Source organism: Enterococcus sp. AZ163 (assembly GCF_050498925.1).
GTDB classification, from domain to species: Bacteria; Bacillota; Bacilli; order Lactobacillales; family Enterococcaceae; genus Enterococcus_A; species Enterococcus_A ferrettii.
Window position 1 is genome coordinate 2,864,604 of record NZ_JBIPAO010000001.1, and the last position, 15,470, is coordinate 2,880,073.

Annotated in this window: 14 protein-coding genes and 1 other RNA gene; 3 read left to right on the forward strand and 12 right to left on the reverse strand. The window is 39.1% G+C overall.

Going from position 1 to position 15,470, the window contains the following annotated elements:
• Window positions 1-193: 193 nt before the first annotated feature.
• Entirely contained in the window at window positions 194-1,543 is a 1,350-nt protein-coding gene (locus IGI46_RS13705; protein ID WP_207703090.1) for a DEAD/DEAH box helicase, read from the reverse strand.
• Window positions 1,530-2,708, reverse strand: a complete 1,179-nt coding sequence (locus IGI46_RS13710; protein ID WP_429973621.1) for a VanZ family protein — start codon at window positions 2,706-2,708, stop codon at window positions 1,530-1,532. The genes IGI46_RS13705 and IGI46_RS13710 overlap by 14 nt, the downstream gene beginning before the upstream one ends.
• A gap of 205 nt (window positions 2,709-2,913) precedes the next feature.
• Here IGI46_RS13710 and IGI46_RS13715 point away from each other — a divergent pair, with 205 nt between their 5' ends.
• Window positions 2,914-3,228, forward strand: coding sequence for a hypothetical protein (locus IGI46_RS13715; RefSeq protein ID WP_429973622.1), 315 nt, complete (start codon window positions 2,914-2,916; stop codon window positions 3,226-3,228).
• Between the two features lie 13 nt (window positions 3,229-3,241).
• Here the strand turns inward: IGI46_RS13715 and IGI46_RS13720 are convergent, their stop codons facing one another.
• The 6 genes from IGI46_RS13720 to IGI46_RS13745 all read right to left on the reverse strand — a co-directional run bounded on the left by IGI46_RS13720 (window position 3,242) and on the right by IGI46_RS13745 (window position 7,024).
• A complete protein-coding gene (locus IGI46_RS13720; RefSeq protein WP_207703093.1) occupies window positions 3,242-3,589 on the reverse strand; it encodes a hypothetical protein in 348 nt (115 codons plus the stop codon).
• Window positions 3,590-3,654: 65 nt separating this feature from the next.
• A complete protein-coding gene (locus IGI46_RS13725) occupies window positions 3,655-4,338 on the reverse strand; it encodes an HD domain-containing protein (RefSeq protein WP_429973623.1) in 684 nt (227 codons plus the stop codon).
• Window positions 4,335-5,486, reverse strand: a complete 1,152-nt coding sequence (locus IGI46_RS13730; protein ID WP_429973624.1) for a THUMP domain-containing class I SAM-dependent RNA methyltransferase — start codon at window positions 5,484-5,486, stop codon at window positions 4,335-4,337. The genes IGI46_RS13725 and IGI46_RS13730 overlap by 4 nt, the downstream gene beginning before the upstream one ends.
• A 122-nt stretch (window positions 5,487-5,608) precedes the next feature.
• Window positions 5,609-5,974, reverse strand: an RNA gene (rnpB, locus tag IGI46_RS13735) — RNase P RNA component class B.
• A gap of 12 nt (window positions 5,975-5,986) precedes the next feature.
• The gene (gene gpsB, locus IGI46_RS13740; protein ID WP_207703096.1) at window positions 5,987-6,394 is read right to left on the reverse strand and encodes a cell division regulator GpsB; all 408 of its coding nucleotides are present in this window, start codon (window positions 6,392-6,394) and stop codon (window positions 5,987-5,989) included.
• Window positions 6,395-6,466: 72 nt separating this feature from the next.
• Window positions 6,467-7,024 carry a DUF1273 domain-containing protein gene (locus IGI46_RS13745; RefSeq protein ID WP_207703097.1) on the reverse strand — a complete coding sequence of 186 codons (558 nt, stop codon included), beginning with the start codon at window positions 7,022-7,024 and terminating at the stop codon, window positions 6,467-6,469.
• A 67-nt stretch (window positions 7,025-7,091) separates the two neighbouring features.
• Here IGI46_RS13745 and recU point away from each other — a divergent pair, with 67 nt between their 5' ends.
• A complete protein-coding gene (gene recU / locus IGI46_RS13750; RefSeq protein ID WP_429973973.1) occupies window positions 7,092-7,715 on the forward strand; it encodes a Holliday junction resolvase RecU in 624 nt (207 codons plus the stop codon).
• A gap of 6 nt (window positions 7,716-7,721) precedes the next feature.
• Window positions 7,722-10,037: a PBP1A family penicillin-binding protein gene (locus tag IGI46_RS13755; RefSeq protein ID WP_429973625.1), complete on the forward strand. Its 2,316-nt coding sequence runs from the start codon at window positions 7,722-7,724 to the stop codon at window positions 10,035-10,037.
• Between the two features lie 78 nt (window positions 10,038-10,115).
• On the opposite strand, the gene nth is transcribed toward IGI46_RS13755, so the two are convergent.
• From nth to IGI46_RS13775, 4 genes are all read right to left on the reverse strand, one after another.
• The gene (nth, locus tag IGI46_RS13760) at window positions 10,116-10,766 is read right to left on the reverse strand and encodes an endonuclease III (protein WP_429973626.1); all 651 of its coding nucleotides are present in this window, start codon (window positions 10,764-10,766) and stop codon (window positions 10,116-10,118) included.
• A complete protein-coding gene (locus tag IGI46_RS13765) occupies window positions 10,756-11,469 on the reverse strand; it encodes a DnaD domain protein (protein WP_429973627.1) in 714 nt (237 codons plus the stop codon). The genes nth and IGI46_RS13765 overlap by 11 nt, the downstream gene beginning before the upstream one ends.
• Window positions 11,470-11,617: 148 nt before the next feature.
• The gene (locus tag IGI46_RS13770; RefSeq protein ID WP_429963656.1) at window positions 11,618-12,964 is read right to left on the reverse strand and encodes an FAD-dependent oxidoreductase; all 1,347 of its coding nucleotides are present in this window, start codon (window positions 12,962-12,964) and stop codon (window positions 11,618-11,620) included.
• Between the two features lie 283 nt (window positions 12,965-13,247).
• Window positions 13,248-14,672 carry an MSCRAMM family protein gene (locus tag IGI46_RS13775; RefSeq protein WP_429973628.1) on the reverse strand — a complete coding sequence of 475 codons (1,425 nt, stop codon included), beginning with the start codon at window positions 14,670-14,672 and terminating at the stop codon, window positions 13,248-13,250.
• Between the last annotated feature and the right edge of the window lie 798 nt (window positions 14,673-15,470).

Consider the following 15,470-nt stretch of genomic DNA (forward strand, 5'->3'; position numbering starts at 1 on the left):
CTCCTTCGTTTATCTATCCTTCAAATTATACCATTATCTCAAGAATGTGTGAGGAAAATGGAGGAATTATTTGGAAATAGACGGTAGAATTTTATAATTTTTGCCCATCTGTTTATTTTTTTGAATTTTGTAAACAGTTCTGATCGCAGCAATAAAAAGAGCAGCGGGACACTTTGCCCACTGCCTATTTCGTTTATTTATTGGAATTCTTTTTGCTTTTCCGAACCGAGCGTTCCGTCTGACGACGTGTCTGCCGGCGTTTTTGTTTGTTCGATTCAGATATAGCCCGATCAATTTTGCGTTTGTAACCTGGCTTAATCTTTTTCTTCTTCTTTTTCACCAAACCAATTAGGGTTGGGTCTAACTCATCTTTGTTTTTCTCCCGTTTTTGTCGCCGATTACGATCATAGGTATCAACAATTTCGTTGTTTTTGATTTCTTTAGGCTGGAAAGTAATGCCCAGCTTTTCAATCTGGTTGATCGCATCTTCATCGCTAGGATTATACAAAGTAATCGCAGTCCCTGGCAAACCATTTCGGCCAGTCCGACCAACTCGATGAATGAAAAAGTCCAACTCATGAGGGACCTCAGCATTGATTACATGGGAAACACCTTCGATATCAATCCCGCGAGCAGCAAGGTCAGTCGCCACGACATATTGGTAATCTAAATTTTGAACCTGTCGCATCACTCTTTTACGTTCCCGCGGTGTGATATCGCCATGGATTTTTGCCACTTTCAAGCCTTGCGATTTAAGGTATTCAGTGATTTCATCAACATGCTGCTTGGTATTAGCAAAAACAATTACTAAATAGGGATGGCCCACTGTTAACAACTTGTAGATTAACTGATTGCGGTCCTTACCTTTGGTTGAAATCAACCAATTGTCAATTGTATCGGAAATAACTGCCTGAGCTTTGATCTCTTCAATGACAGGATTTTCCATGTATTTCAATAAAAAAGGTCGTAATTTTTCTGGAATTGTCGCTGAAAAGACCAGCATTTGGACTTGTTTTGGCAAGCGACCAGCAATTTGATCTACTTCGTTCAAGAAGCCCATATCCAAAGTCATGTCTGCTTCATCGACAACAAAATATTTCGCTGTATGAATCTTTAAAGCTTGTTCATTCATCATATCTAGGATACGGCCTGGTGTACCAATCACAACATGCGGTTGGTGCCCTTTTAATTTATCCAATTGACGTTGCTTGTCTGTTCCGCCAACAAAGTTGGTTACCCGGATTTCAGTCGGTGAAAATTTGGCAATTTGAATAGCTGCCTGATAAATTTGAGTAGCTAATTCACGACTCGGTGCGGTAATCACTATCTGCACGTCGTCTTGATTGCCGTCCAATTTATCCATTAACGGTAGTAGGAAGGTATGCGTTTTTCCTGAGCCTGTTTGAGATTGCCCAACAATGTTTTTCCCTTTTTTTATTAAGGGAATCAATTTTTCTTGTACGGGTGTTGGTTCCATAAAGCCTTTATCCTGGATTGCTTCCATAATAAAAGGCTGGAATTGAAAATTTTTAAATGTTGCCATGTTCTACCTCTTTCTTTTCTAGCGTACTTCTCGTGTACGTGCGGCTCGCCTTCTCATGGAAGAGACGAGGACTTCTTCTTATGAGAGCATACAATAAGTTGAAGACAAATAAAAGTAAAATTCCAAAACTTATCAAAGCTAAAATAGAATACGCGATAAACAATACATGGTTCGTGGTATTTAAGTGGGTCACACTAAATTGGAAAATCTGGTTGATAATAAACATCAGCAGATAAAAGAAACTATATCGCTTTACCAGTGAGATAAAACGAACTCGCGGACGGCCTGTTTCTTCTACTTTAATTCTTACGACTTTCTTCCCTACCGTTTGGCCTTGCCAGAAATACATCAAAATCATGAAATAAACGACTACCTGCAAGGTAAACCAGCCTAAGTGATATCTCAGCTTAACAGTATCTGCTAAAAAACTGGTAGCTGGAAATAAGGCAAGCACTAGTTGTACTAGGCCAGTAGTCAAATCAATTACGAACCAGTCTATCACAGCTGCTACAGCACGCCGTAAAAGTGTTACCTTATGACCTTTTTCCAACGATTCTTCATCCAATTCACTGCGCGTTGGCAGGAAGAACGTGAACAGCGGTGCACAAATATAGCCGAAGGTTCCTCCTATTGTGTTGTGCAGCAAATCATTCACATCAAATAATCGATAGGGTCTAGGATAAATAAAATACAAACCACTCAACTGGGTCAACTCAAAAAAAAGTGATAAAAAGAAACTAGCTGCGATGGTCTTTTTCCATGAAAAACGGAAGTAATAACGACAATAAACACCAAACGGAAATAATAGCAAAATATTGAAAACAGGCTCTAAGAACACACTTTGCCTCATAGCTGGCAAATATGTACTAGGTTCGTTGATTCGTAATACCGTCTGACTGGTAAAATTCTGCCAAGACTGAAATAAATGCAAATTGTATTTAGGTCCTGTCATAGCAGCAACTTCTTGAATGCTTGGTAATGGTAGTATTACTAAGAAGTAGGCACATAATAGATAGAAGACAAAAGAATAAAGAATCAGGCTGCGCTTTTTTCCTAAGGTGCCATATTTACGGTAATAATAAATTAAGAACGGCGCGGTGATTAACAAGGCCAGCAGCGGAAAAAAGGCCAGTGCCGTTTTGATAGGAAAAACATAACTCGACATCAACAAAACCTCCTCTACTTACTTTACTGAATTTTTTTCTTTTTCACAACGACTAAGTATTTACTTGACTAATTCCCTTAAATTGTGAAAACTAGTAATTGTAGATAAAGATACCCTTTGGTTTTTATGACTGACTGAAAAATCACTGTCAGATAATTTCTTGGCGGGTATCTTCACCTTAATTAATTAAATAAGGAGACTTGTTATGTTAAATGCAGCCTTTGCTTTTGGTGTGCCGATTGGACTTATCCTTCTTTATCTGGTTTTCTGGTTCATCAAAAGGACAAGATACGCTGATTACCGACGTTTTGTTTTGGCATTGATTTCAGTTTTTTTGACCACTTTCAGTTACCAAGTGTATCGTTATAGTCAGACAGTCCTTTTAGTCAATTCCCTAAAAGAATTTAAACAATCGTTTGGCTATAGTCAAAATTTGCTATTCATTCCTTTAGTCGTAGGAATTATTTTGACTATTCTTAATTTCATTCTTTTGTTTCAACAGTTCAGAAAAAAAGAATAACAGGTTCGTCCTGTTATTCTTCCATTTGAAACCATTCGATTTCAACATTTTCGATTTGTTTAAGTATCTTTAAATCCAAATCAACCCATTCTTTCGAAACTGGATAATACTGGTTTCTCTCCAGTGTCTCTTCAATACTATTTAATAAATCCTGATCACTCCACAAATATTTTTGAGGATTGTCCATCAAAAGATGAAGCAGGTACGGATTTTTTAAAAGAAAAAAGTCTTCCTCGTATTTATATAATAAAACCTGATAGGTCTTCATATCCATTTTTCCACGAATCGCAAACAGGCCTTCGTTTGGGTCCGAAAGAAGGGCTAACATTTTCTCTGGCTGTATCATCTGTCGATTTAACATCCGTCGATCCCCTTTCTTTATACCCTCATTATACGAAAAACCCGTTCATAAAGACATCATTTAGTTTATTGTTTCTTCATTTTATCATTTTCATTAGAAGTCAATAATTTTCCGTCCCATTCCGCATAAAACTCCATCAGGAAAGTTTGCATGAATTTTGTGCGCAATCTGGCCTCTGCTTTTCCAGCGGTCGTATTCATGGTTTTTTCTAACAAAAGAAGTTTTTCGTAAAAATGATTGATGACTGTACTTTTTTTGCGGTACTCGGCTTTAGTCTTGAAATTCTTTGGTGCTACATCAGGTAAATAAAGCGGACTTTCTGTATGCCCACCATAGTAAGCTGTTCGCATAATCCCAATTGCTCCTAGAGCATCAATTCGATCCGCATCTTGAACAAGTTGTCCCTCTAAAGTCAACTCTGCCTTTCCCATTTCCAATTCACGAGAATAAGACAAATTATCAATAATAGATAGGACATGTGCGATTTGATCAGAGGACCACTCCAGCGAAGCTAGAAAGTCGCTAATATTTTGGCGTTCTTGATGAGGATCAGTCACAACCTTGTCATCAATCACGTCATGCAGGTAGCTAGCTGCCCAAATGACAGCTGCATCTCCTGCGTTTTCTTTTTCCTGCAAGGCTAGAGCAATCTTAGCCACTCGTTCACTATGAAAGAAATCGTGGCCGCTCGTGTCCGTATTCAGCTTTTCATAGCTGTAATTGCGGATTGCACTCAACTGTTCACTCATTCGGCATCCCTTCTCGTTGGACGTTGGCCCCAATATTGGAAGAGATCTGTGCGAATCGCGCCATTGTATAATTTACGCTTCTTGGTTGCTTTAGCTCCATAGTGATTCTCAAAGGTCAAATCACTGGTCAAAATATATTTGCTCCACGTTTTTAAAGGGATAAATACTTGGCCCATTTCACGATAGAGCTCTTGAACCTTTTCTTCATCGCCTAGACGTTCTCCATAAGGCGGGTTCGCTACAATAACCCCATATTCTTTATCCGTTTGGAAATCCTTAACCGCCCGTTGCTTAAACGTGATCGAATCCCCTAAGCCGATTTCTTCGGCATTTCGCTTAGCAATATCAATCATATGTCCATTGATATCTGATCCGGTAATATCCAATACACTATCATAATCCGCAGCTTCATCCGCTGCCGTTCTAACTTTTTCAAACACTTCTTTGCCAAACCAATCCCATGTTTCACAAACGAATTCCCGATTAAAACCAGGGGCGATATTATGACCAATTAGGGCAGCTTCAATACACAGAGTCCCTGAACCGCAAACTGGGTCATAAAATGGACGATCTTTGCGCCAATTGGTCAGCATAATCAACGCCGCCGCCATGTTTTCCTTTAATGGAGCGCCGCCTTTTTCCAAACGATAGCCACGTTTAAATAAGCTAGGACCTGTGGTATCAATCGTTAATACAACATGATCCTTCAGCAAAGCCACTTCTAACTGAAAAAAAGCTCCGGTTTCGGGCAATGGTACTCGGGCTGGACGATGGTAAACTTCACGTAGCCGTTCAACAATCGCCTTTTTAGTGATAGCTTGGCAATCCGGCACACTGTAGAGCGTTGATTTGATGGAACGTCCCGCTACGGGGAATTGGGCATCCATTGGCAAAAAATCTTCCCAAGGTAACGCCTTTACCTTCTCGAATAGTTCATCAAAGGTGAAGGCATCGAATTCACCGACAATGATTTTTACTCGATCAGCCGTACGCAACCAAAGGTTAGCTGTCGCAATAGTTCCCAAATCGCCTTCGAAGCGAGCTCGACCATTCTCAACCTGGCAATCAATCCCTAAATCTCGTAACTCTTTTCCTACCAGTGCTTCAATACCGGCAGCCGCTGTCGCGATTAATTGATATTTTTTCATATTTTGCTCCTTGTCTTATGTAAGAGCTGAGCTCTTAGTTGAAAGTCTAATGACACATCTTATCCTTGTCAGAAAAAAAACCTTCTCAACATAGTTGGAAGGTACCCTGAAATCCTGCAATTTTCTGTAAGCCATGTTCTGTACGTGAATTAGCTCAGGGAAGCTGATTCACGTGGTAACCATCTATCTCCGATCAAGTCGGCTCCTTCATCGTTCATTTCCTTAGAAGAAGTGCCCCTACCGTTGTTTGGGTTGCTCGCTCGAGGGGTTTACCGCGTTCCACCATCTTAGTTTCCTAAAATGCTTCGTCACTGTGGCACTTTCAAGAATACTCAGGCATAGATTACTCCTTAGCCCTTTTTTCTGCCGTTACTCCATAAGAGTACCTTAGCTTATGGTTTCGCTAAGCACGAACACTACAGACAATCTCAGTCTTGTGCGAGCATGGACTTTCCTCAGCTGTAAAACAGCCGCGATTACCCGAAAATTGCAAAAGTCAATTAAAACTGACGTGTTTTTTCGTTGTCGTCTTCTGCCTGCGTGTAATTTTGTTTGATATCGTCTACCGCAGTTTGAGTCGCTGAAGCTTGTTGATCAAGCTTTTTACCGAATACCTCACGTTCAAGATTTGACAAACGTTTCAAAATGTCAAAATTCGTTACAGCTGAGCTTTTAGGAGCTGCTTCTTTTACACGAGTTGCAGACGGTTGGGCTTTAGATAATTGATCCACTTTTGCCTTCAAACGGTCATTTTCTTCTCTTAATGCTAATAAATCCTTATTGTATGCTTCGTAGTCTTTAATGATATTGTCCAGAAATTCATCCACTTCAATTGGATCGTATCCACGCATCTTTGTTTTGAATTCTTGTTCCAAGATATCATTAGGAGTATAAATTACGTTCGCCATTTTTCCACCTCATTAACGTCATTAACTAATTATAGCTTTCCTTAACTATCATAGCGGATAAGGCTGCGGAAATCAAACACTATCCTCGAAATCATACGAATTTTCTAGATCGTCCATTGAAATTGTTTGCAGGAAATAGTCATTTTGTTCCTGATATTTTTCAATTGATGAAATTAAAAACTTGGTTTTTCCAGGAAATTCCGCATCATAAACGAGCAAGCTGCCATCGGTATGCTCCAGCATGAATTGAGTGTAATTTCGAAACTGAATTGGATTTTGATAAGGGTGATGGCTCACCGAATCCACGAAATCTGCCTTTCCTTGCAGTTCTGTCAGTAAAAGCTGGTTGGCTTCGTTCCATTTGCTGCCAAATTCTTGGAAGGGAAGAACCATCGCCAGCTTCAGCTCAGGATACTCTTGCTTTAATTCAATCGTGACTTGACCGGCCCATATCTCACAGCCTAGGTTACCACCAGTCATGACCCACTCCAATCCATTTTCTAAATAATTCTTAAGCTCACGCTTTAAAGCTTTTTTGATCACGACAACTCGGGGATCTTTTTGATTAAAAATCCCCATTTCAAAGCTTTGGTAGCCGCTAATGTATAATCTTTTGATAATTTCTGCCATATTTTTTTCTCTCTTTCAGATAAAAAGTGAATTTTTTGTTATAATGTCAAACAGGAGCGTGATAAGCATGGCCTTCCGTTACCCTAACGGTCAATTATTTTCATCCAATAGTACGCCAAATAGTACAGCAAATGAAACTTCGAAAACAGCGAAACGAACCAACTTCGCTAATCGTGGGATGCGTTTTGAGGAAGCCATCAATCAAAGTAATGATTATTACCTTACCCATGATATCGCAGTTATTCATAAAAAACCAACGCCGCTTCAAATCGTTAAAGTGGACTATCCACGAAGAAGTGCAGCGGTCATTAAGGAAGCTTATTTTAGACAACCCTCCACAACTGACTATAATGGTGTGTATAAGGGATATTATTTGGACTTTGAAGCCAAAGAAACTAAGAACAAAACTTCTTTCCCTTTTAAGAATTTTCACGAACACCAGATTAACCACATGCGGAGTTGTTTAAAGCAAGGCGGTATTTGTTTTATCCTATTATGGTTTTCCAGCATCCAACGTTGTTTCTTTCTGTCCAGTGAAGTATTAATTACTCTCTGGGAGCAACAAGCATCCGGAAAGAAATCTATGACTTTAACTCAAGTCGAAACAGAAGGAATCGAAATTTATCCAAAAATAGCACCGCGGATTCCTTATTTAGATGCTGTTGATGAATTTATTTGTAAAAAGGAGTAACTCACTATGGCAAAGACCTCTCGTTCAGAGAAACGACCGAAAAAGACAGCAAAAAAAAGCAGCAAAAAACGTACCGGCAAAAAGAGTAATCTGCCCATAAAAATCTTAACTGTAATTGTAGGGCTGTTATGCTTAGTTATGCTAGCCGGAGTTGGGCTGTTCTTCTTTTATGTTAAGGATGCCCCTAGTCTCGATGAAAAGAATTTGGAGGCATCAGCTTCGTCTAATTTTTATGCGAACGACGGAACAATGTTTTTGGATCTAGGCGCAGAAAAAAGAGAAACTGCTTCAGCCGATGAAATTCCACAGGAACTAGACGACGCGATTGTTTCAGTAGAAGATCGCCGCTTTTTTGATCATAGCGGAATCGATCCCATTCGAATTATCGGCTCAGCACTGCATAACGTCAGCAGCGATAGTGTTCAAGGGGGAAGTACCCTGACCCAGCAGCTGATTAAGCTTTCCTTTTTCTCTACCAAGTCTTCAGACCAAACGTTGCGCCGAAAAGCTCAGGAAGCTTGGCTGGCTTTGAAACTGGAGCGAGAAAAATCGAAACAAGAAATTTTGACCTACTATATTAATAAAGTGTATATGTCTAATGGTATCTATGGCATGGAGACAGCTGCGAAAACTTACTATGGCAAGTCGCTAAATGAACTAACGATTGCTGAAATTGCTTTACTGGCAGGTATGCCCCAAGCACCAAATGCTTATGACCCTTATCAGCACGCTGATGCTGCCAAAGAACGCCGTGATACAGTACTTTATACCATGTTAGATAACAAAAAGATCACTCAAAAAGAATACGACGAAGCAGTTGCTTCAGACGTCCAAGCTGGTTTGCAGACATTAGAGCCTAACAATGAAGAATTGAAGGTTACTGATAACTACGTGAAAGAAGTAATTAATGAAGTGCAGCGTAAAACTGGTCGAGATGTTTATACTGATGGTATGCAGATTTATACCAATTTGGATTTGAATACCCAAAAAGAATTATACGACATCGTCAATACCGATCAGTATATTCAATTCCCTGATGATCAATTCCAGGTAGCCGCAACACTGGTTGATGTTAATACCGGTAAAGTTACTGCCCAAATTGGGGGACGTAAAATTGCTGATGACGTGACTTTAGGACTTAATTTAGCTGTTACTACGGCTCGCGATTTTGGTTCAACAGTGAAACCAATTACCGATTACGGTCCAGCCTTTGAATATTTGCAAAAATCAACAGGAACCTATATTCAAGATGCACCGTACAATTATCCAGGTACCAAGACACCAGTAACGAACTGGGACAACAGTTACTACGGCAACATTACTCTCCGCAGAGCGTTATATGAATCAAGAAACGTACCTGCTGTGAAGCTTCTCGATGAAGTGGGAACGGATCGATCTGCTGAATTTATGAAGAAATTAGGCATTGAGTACAAGGATGTTTTGATGTCAAATGCGATTTCTAGCAATACTGAAACCCAGGATGGAACAAAATATGGAATCTCAACTGAGAAAATGGCAGCCGCCTATGCTGCTTTTGCCAACGGTGGAACTTATTTTGAACCACAATATGTAAACAAGATCGTTTATCAGGATGGCACAGAAGAAGAATTCAAGAGCGATGGCGAAAAGGCAATGGAGCCTTATACGGCCTATATGGTAACTGATATCTTAAAGGATGTAATCACTCAAGGGACTGGAACAAATGCCCGAATTTCGTCCTTAATTCAAGCAGGTAAAACCGGCACGTCTAACTATACCGATGATGAATTAGCCAAGATACCACATTATGGCAGTATTTCACCTGACGTTATGTTTAGCGGATATACCACTAACTATGCTATATCTGTTTGGACTGGTTATAATGATCGACAGCAGCCAATTACCTCGCAGTCTGACATGATTGCATCGGATGTTTATCGAGAATTAATGCAATATGTGTCATCAAGTGTTCCCAATGTGGACTGGGACTTCCCAGACGATCTAGTAAGAGTCGGCAATGAACTTTATGTTAAGGGGTCAAACTCTACTCAATATCAAGCACCAAGTTCTTCTTACTACAATAATTATAATAATACGCCAAATTATACGGTTCCGAGCACGACGACACCGTCCAGCTCTTTTTCTGGAGAAGAAACAACACCTTCTTCCTCACAGGAACCAGTGACTCCATCAGAAACGACACCATCTAATCCGGTAACAGAACCAAGTCAGACTCCGGACAGCAGCACTCCTCAGCCGCCTGATCCAGGCACTGGCGGTGATGGTGGCACCGGTGGAGATAACAATCAAGGAGGTAATCAAACACCTCCTGCTTCACAATAGACAAAGCAAAGACCTCAGAAACTTTTTTACAAGTTTCTGAGGTCTTTTTAGTTTTGATCTTTTTAGGAAATTCAGTTTCTACTTAGCAATCCGCATCCGTTCCTTGCCTTCTTGACACATATCCAACAGAGGGCAAATATTGCATTTAGGGGCTCGAGCCAAACAATGATAGCGGCCAAAGAAGATCATAGTATGGTGGGTTTTTACCCACAACTCTTTAGGTACTTTACGCATCAGCACATCTTCTACTTCTGTTACACTAGCCTTCAATTTACAGATTCTCAGACGTTTGCTAACTCGTTCCACGTGAGTATCTACGGCGATTGCCGGAATACCAAATGCATCTCCCAACACAACATTGGCTGTTTTACGACCTACACCCGGTAATTTAATGAGCTCTTCTCGGGTTTTAGGAACCTCACCATCATATTCCATCAACAGCATTTCCGAGCAGGCTTTGATATTTTTTGCCTTGTTACGATACAAGCCGATAGTTTTGATCTTTTCAATAATCCCTTCAATCGGTGCCTGACTTAATGCTTCAGGGGTTGGATAAGCAGCAAAAAGCGCTGGAGTTGCTTTGTTCACCGATACATCAGTTGCCTGCGCACTCAAAATCACTGCAATCAAAAGCTGGAAAGGATTATTTGAAACCAATTCACCGTGAGCTTCAGGAAACATTTCGTACATTCGCGAAATAGCTTCCATTGTTCTTTCTTTACTTAGCATCTGAATCATTCTCCTTCAGCCAATTGTACAACGATACTTTCGGCAACTCTTCGGAGCTCTTTACTTCTTCTTTTTGCAACAGAATCTGTTTGCGACGTTTTTGTTCCTCCTCTACCTGCTGCTTGGTACGGATGTTTTTTCGTTCCCAACTCAGCAGTACTCGATCGATATAGGTTAAATTGTAAGCTTGATTCAAAACTGCTTCTCGTAGGGCTAGAGCAATTAAATCTGGTGCATAATGATCTTCGTCCAGCCACTGACCAATTCGTTGATATTCGATCGCAGAAAGCGGTCGGCCGAATTCCTGCTCGAAGGATTGATACATCTTCTTAATTGCCTGCTCTTCGGTTTCCTGTTCTTCTTGGAAACGTTCCTGTTCTCTTAAGATGGCTAATCGATCATAAGCAGGCAGAAGGTTGTAACAATCTTTTTTTCGGCCATTCTCATCCTGAGTTGTTTCCAGAGCAACAAAACCTTTATTTATTAAATCACCTAACAGGTCATAGGCTTTCTCAGTGCCAATCCCCATGGCCTCGGCTACTCTTCCCAAATCAGGAAAATCGTTTCCCTTTTGGTTAGCTGCTGAAAGCTGCAGCCAAAGCATATATTCAAAAGTTGAAAGCCCTAGGCGCGCGTAATTCGTCAAAAAAAGATTCGACACGGTTGTTTGCCCGCTCGCTAAATATTCTTCAAGTGAAATCATTTTACTGCCTCCGTTCTTTCCTAGTGTACACTAAATAATTCAGATATCCAAGATAGCTTTTCATGAGAAAAAAAAGCTCCTTTTTTGGCTTCAATAGTAAAAGGACCTAGGAAAAATCCTAGGTCCAGACCTCAGTTGTTTAGTCGTCTTATTGATTAATTTTTTCTAAAGCTGCTTGGGCTAAAATATTTAAGTAATTCCAAGGACGGTCAAAATGAGGTTGGAAGAAGAAATCTTGTAATGCTAAATCTTCAACAGTCATTTCATTTTGGATTACAACTGACATAGTGTTAGCCGACTGAGTAATGTCGTACTTAGAAATAAATTGAGCACCAACGATACGGTTTGTCCCTTTTTCTGAGACTAATTCCATTAGAATCTTTTCAGTCGTCGGCATGAATTCTGGACGATAGTTATCTTCGATCAAGGTAACATTTACATCAATTCCTTGCATTTTCGCGCCTTCACTCGTTAAACCAGTTGAACCGATGTTCCAGCCAAATAAGTATAAGCCAGAAGTTCCTTGAGTACCGCGGTATTTCATTTTTTGTTCTGTTAGATTTTGACCAACTAGCATACCTTGGCGAACAGCATTGGTTGCTAAAGGTATATAGCTGTCTTTATGAGTCGGGTTATAATGAACCACAGTCGAGTCACCAGCAGCAAAAATATCTGGATTGCTAGTTTGCATATAGTCATTGACTTGGATTGCTCCACTTGGAAGCATATCTACTTTGCCCTTCAACAAATCAGTATTTGGTCTAAAACCAACACACAAGATAACCATGTCAGCATCGAATTGGGCACTTGGTGTAACAACTTGCTTCACTGCACCGTTTTCATCTGCTACAAACTCACTAACGTTTTCGCCCAAAGCTAGTTTTACGCCGTGGTCTTCAAGTTCTTTTTCTAACAGGTCTGTGAATTGCTGATCCAAATATTTGTTCAAGATACGAGGCAGACCATCAATTAAGGTAACATCCTTGCCAGATTCTGCAAAAGCTTCTACTAATTCAATTCCAATATAGCCCCCGCCAACTACGACAACTTTTTGTGCGCTTTTTGCTTCTTCAATAATTTTGTTGGCTTGGTTGTAGTTTTTGCATAATAAAACATTTTTTGATTCAATACCTGGAATTGGCGGAATAATTGGCCAAGAGCCAGTAGTCATTACCAATTTATCATAATCGACGATTTTTTCTTCGCCGGTTTTTAAATCTTTTGCTGTAACTTTTTTGCCTTCAGTATCAACGTTTGTTACATCATGCTCCATGTTCACACTCGCACCTAAAGAAGCTAATTCTTCAGGATTTGAATAGAACAATCCTGCAGGGTCTTTCACAACGCCACCGACGTATAAAGCAATTCCGCATGACAAAAACGAAATATTATCATTACGTTCAAAAACAGTAACCTCAGCTTCTGGATGAGTTGCTAAAATATTTTTTACTGCTGCAGTACCAGCATGGGTACATCCGACAACTACGACTTTCATCTATATCCCTCTTTCTTTGTAACCATTATTAGTTTGCAATTATTTGCACAATAAGTATAGCAGAATAGAGCGAATTCCCTATCTATTTTGCTCACAGATTTGCATTTTCTATCATTTTATCGAAACTATTCAAGCGTTTTATTAAATGTTCAACTAAAAAACGCCGTAGATTAAGCATTAAGATTCTTTGTCCTAAATATGGAAATTCGCTAAGTTTTTACCTTATTCATTCACAAAAAGACTAGTTCCTTCTATTAGAAACTAGTCTAAAAACAGAATAGGTTTATGAGGTCAAATAATCATCAATTTTTTTCTTAGTCCATACCCATATACCAACAACTAAACAAAAACCAATAAAACACAAAATGCAATCTGATTTTGTTCCCGATGCAGGGGAAGTCTTCCCTATTCCGGATGCAGCAATTGGAATACTCTTTGAGGCTGCTTTGCTGGAATAATTGTTTTGAACTGTTTGAATCAGCTCCGGAATCTTTTTGTTCTTTTTCGTCAACTCGATCAGGTTATTCTCTTCAGTAACATTGAATATCAATGGCGTTTCGTCTAAAAGATAGTTACTGGGTGCCTTCGTTTCGACTAATGAATAAGTACCTGACGGCAAACGACCGATATGCAGGATTCCATTCTCATCGGTTACCAGATCATCTTCCGTGATTATCTCTTTTCCGTAAGCATCCCAGAGGATAAATTCTGCACCTCTAAGTTTCTTATTGGTGACACTATCGCTTTTGGTTAAGATAATGCCTTCCTTAACCTTAGGCCCTCGATTAAAAACCAGTTTCTTCTGATGGGCGTTTTCTTCGTTTATGATTATCTTTTCTGGGTCTTTACCAATCTGATATCCCTTTGGAGCATTAATTTCATAGATAAGATATTCACCGCAGGGCAGATTCGTTACTTCAATGGTTCCATCTGATCCGGTTTGAATAACTTCGTTTTCCTTGACCCGCTGATTATTTGAATTATACAAATGAAAAACTGAGTTTGCCAAAGGTTCCTCAGAATTACTGTCGATCTTCTTAAGTAAGAGGCTCCCTGTTGGGGATGAATTATCATGATAACTATTGATAAATTTTTCTGAAATATTGTCCTTTTGATCATTGTCTTTATAAGTTACACTGCTTAACAGTTGTCCATCTTCTTCAACTATTTCGATGATAGCCGTCACCTTTTTTGCATCATAAATTATTTCTGATTCTGATCCTGCTTTTTCGACAATGGTGTAATAGTAAGTTCCTGTATCCCGAAATTCTCGTTTCAAAAAGGTGATCTCACCTGTTTCATCATTAGCTTGCGTTTCTAGCAAATTCCCAGCTTCATCATACAATTCAAATTCAAATTCCTTCGCAGTCAATGGGCGTCCTATTAATTGATTTCGTACCTTCAATCCTACTTCAACTGAAGCTGGCTTTGGTTTTAGATTATCACCGGAAAAACTGTTTCCCGCCTCGTTTTCTTGAAGGGCACTTTTTTTGTCATTCGCTAGAATAATGTTTTTTATCTTGATAGGATTGTCTTTATTGATTCGCTTTGCATCATCAGATTGCATTTCAAATTCTGAGATAGTGGTTTTATGTGTGACATCCTCTTGAGCTGACACTGTCTCTCCTAAAAAAAAGGCCAGTATTGAAAAACAAAATGGAACCAGTAAAATGAGCGTCCACCAATATGCTACCTTAGCATTTTTCATAGTATATTCCCCTCTCCACTGCATATCGACAGTTCGGAAGTTTTCAAAAACAGGTCAGCAAAAAAACTCAGGAATCACTTCTAATGGCTGCAAAGCTTTAGCTTTTGGTCGTTGCAACTGATTTTTCTATTCTTGTAAAACGATTCACCCCATATAGTTATTTTTTATTCCTAATCGACTACAACCCTATTTACCTTATACTTTTCCCTGTAAAAGAAATTGCAAATATCCAATTTATAAAAAAACATCACGACTCAGATTGACTAATTTAATTAAATTAGTTTACACTTCTATGATATCATAGCTTTGCTCTTTTTTTCTATTTTTTTCGCATGAAAACAGAAAATAACTTAAAAAAAGAAAGCTATAAGATATATGCAAGATAATTCATTTTTTTAATCGAATCAAAATCAATTGAATAATATAACAAATTTTAAAGATAAAGATATTTTGTCGTTAAAGGATAATTGATTTGGATTTCTTCTCACGAGATTATCTTGCACTTCATAAACAAAAAGTACGTTATTTCATATATTGTAGTCTCTTTTTCAAAATATCTATTTGTACTATAATCGATCTCACTGGAAAAATATTTTACAACAATACTCTATGTATTCAGGGAAACAAAAAAAGACATCGTCTCAAGAACAATGTCCCCACTTCTTCTTTAGTTGTCTTACCCACTAGCTCTAGGTAGCAAAAGACACAGACTGTGAATTAAAACGACGAAATAATTGCTGTTCTCTTTTCAGTCTATAATGAAACCTTTCATAAAGAAAAAAAGATAAATCGTCGAAA

Bases quoted from the DNA above. Each gene is read 5' to 3' on its own strand.
- IGI46_RS13705 (WP_207703090.1), bottom strand. From the start codon at position 1,543: ATGGCAACATTTAAAAATTTTCAATTCCAGCCTTTTATTATGGAAGCA.
- IGI46_RS13710 (WP_429973621.1), bottom strand. From the start codon at position 2,708: ATGTCGAGTTATGTTTTTCCTATCAAAACGGCACTGGCCTTTTTTCCG.
- IGI46_RS13715 (WP_429973622.1), top strand. From the start codon at position 2,914: ATGTTAAATGCAGCCTTTGCTTTTGGTGTGCCGATTGGACTTATCCTT.
- IGI46_RS13720 (WP_207703093.1), bottom strand. From the start codon at position 3,589: ATGTTAAATCGACAGATGATACAGCCAGAGAAAATGTTAGCCCTTCTT.
- IGI46_RS13725 (WP_429973623.1), bottom strand. From the start codon at position 4,338: ATGAGTGAACAGTTGAGTGCAATCCGCAATTACAGCTATGAAAAGCTG.
- IGI46_RS13730 (WP_429973624.1), bottom strand. From the start codon at position 5,486: ATGAAAAAATATCAATTAATCGCGACAGCGGCTGCCGGTATTGAAGCA.
- gpsB (WP_207703096.1), bottom strand. From the start codon at position 6,394: ATGGCGAACGTAATTTATACTCCTAATGATATCTTGGAACAAGAATTC.
- IGI46_RS13745 (WP_207703097.1), bottom strand. From the start codon at position 7,024: ATGGCAGAAATTATCAAAAGATTATACATTAGCGGCTACCAAAGCTTT.
- recU (WP_429973973.1), top strand. From the start codon at position 7,092: ATGGCCTTCCGTTACCCTAACGGTCAATTATTTTCATCCAATAGTACG.
- IGI46_RS13755 (WP_429973625.1), top strand. From the start codon at position 7,722: ATGGCAAAGACCTCTCGTTCAGAGAAACGACCGAAAAAGACAGCAAAA.
- nth (WP_429973626.1), bottom strand. From the start codon at position 10,766: ATGCTAAGTAAAGAAAGAACAATGGAAGCTATTTCGCGAATGTACGAA.
- IGI46_RS13765 (WP_429973627.1), bottom strand. From the start codon at position 11,469: ATGATTTCACTTGAAGAATATTTAGCGAGCGGGCAAACAACCGTGTCG.
- IGI46_RS13770 (WP_429963656.1), bottom strand. From the start codon at position 12,964: ATGAAAGTCGTAGTTGTCGGATGTACCCATGCTGGTACTGCAGCAGTA.
- IGI46_RS13775 (WP_429973628.1), bottom strand. From the start codon at position 14,672: ATGAAAAATGCTAAGGTAGCATATTGGTGGACGCTCATTTTACTGGTT.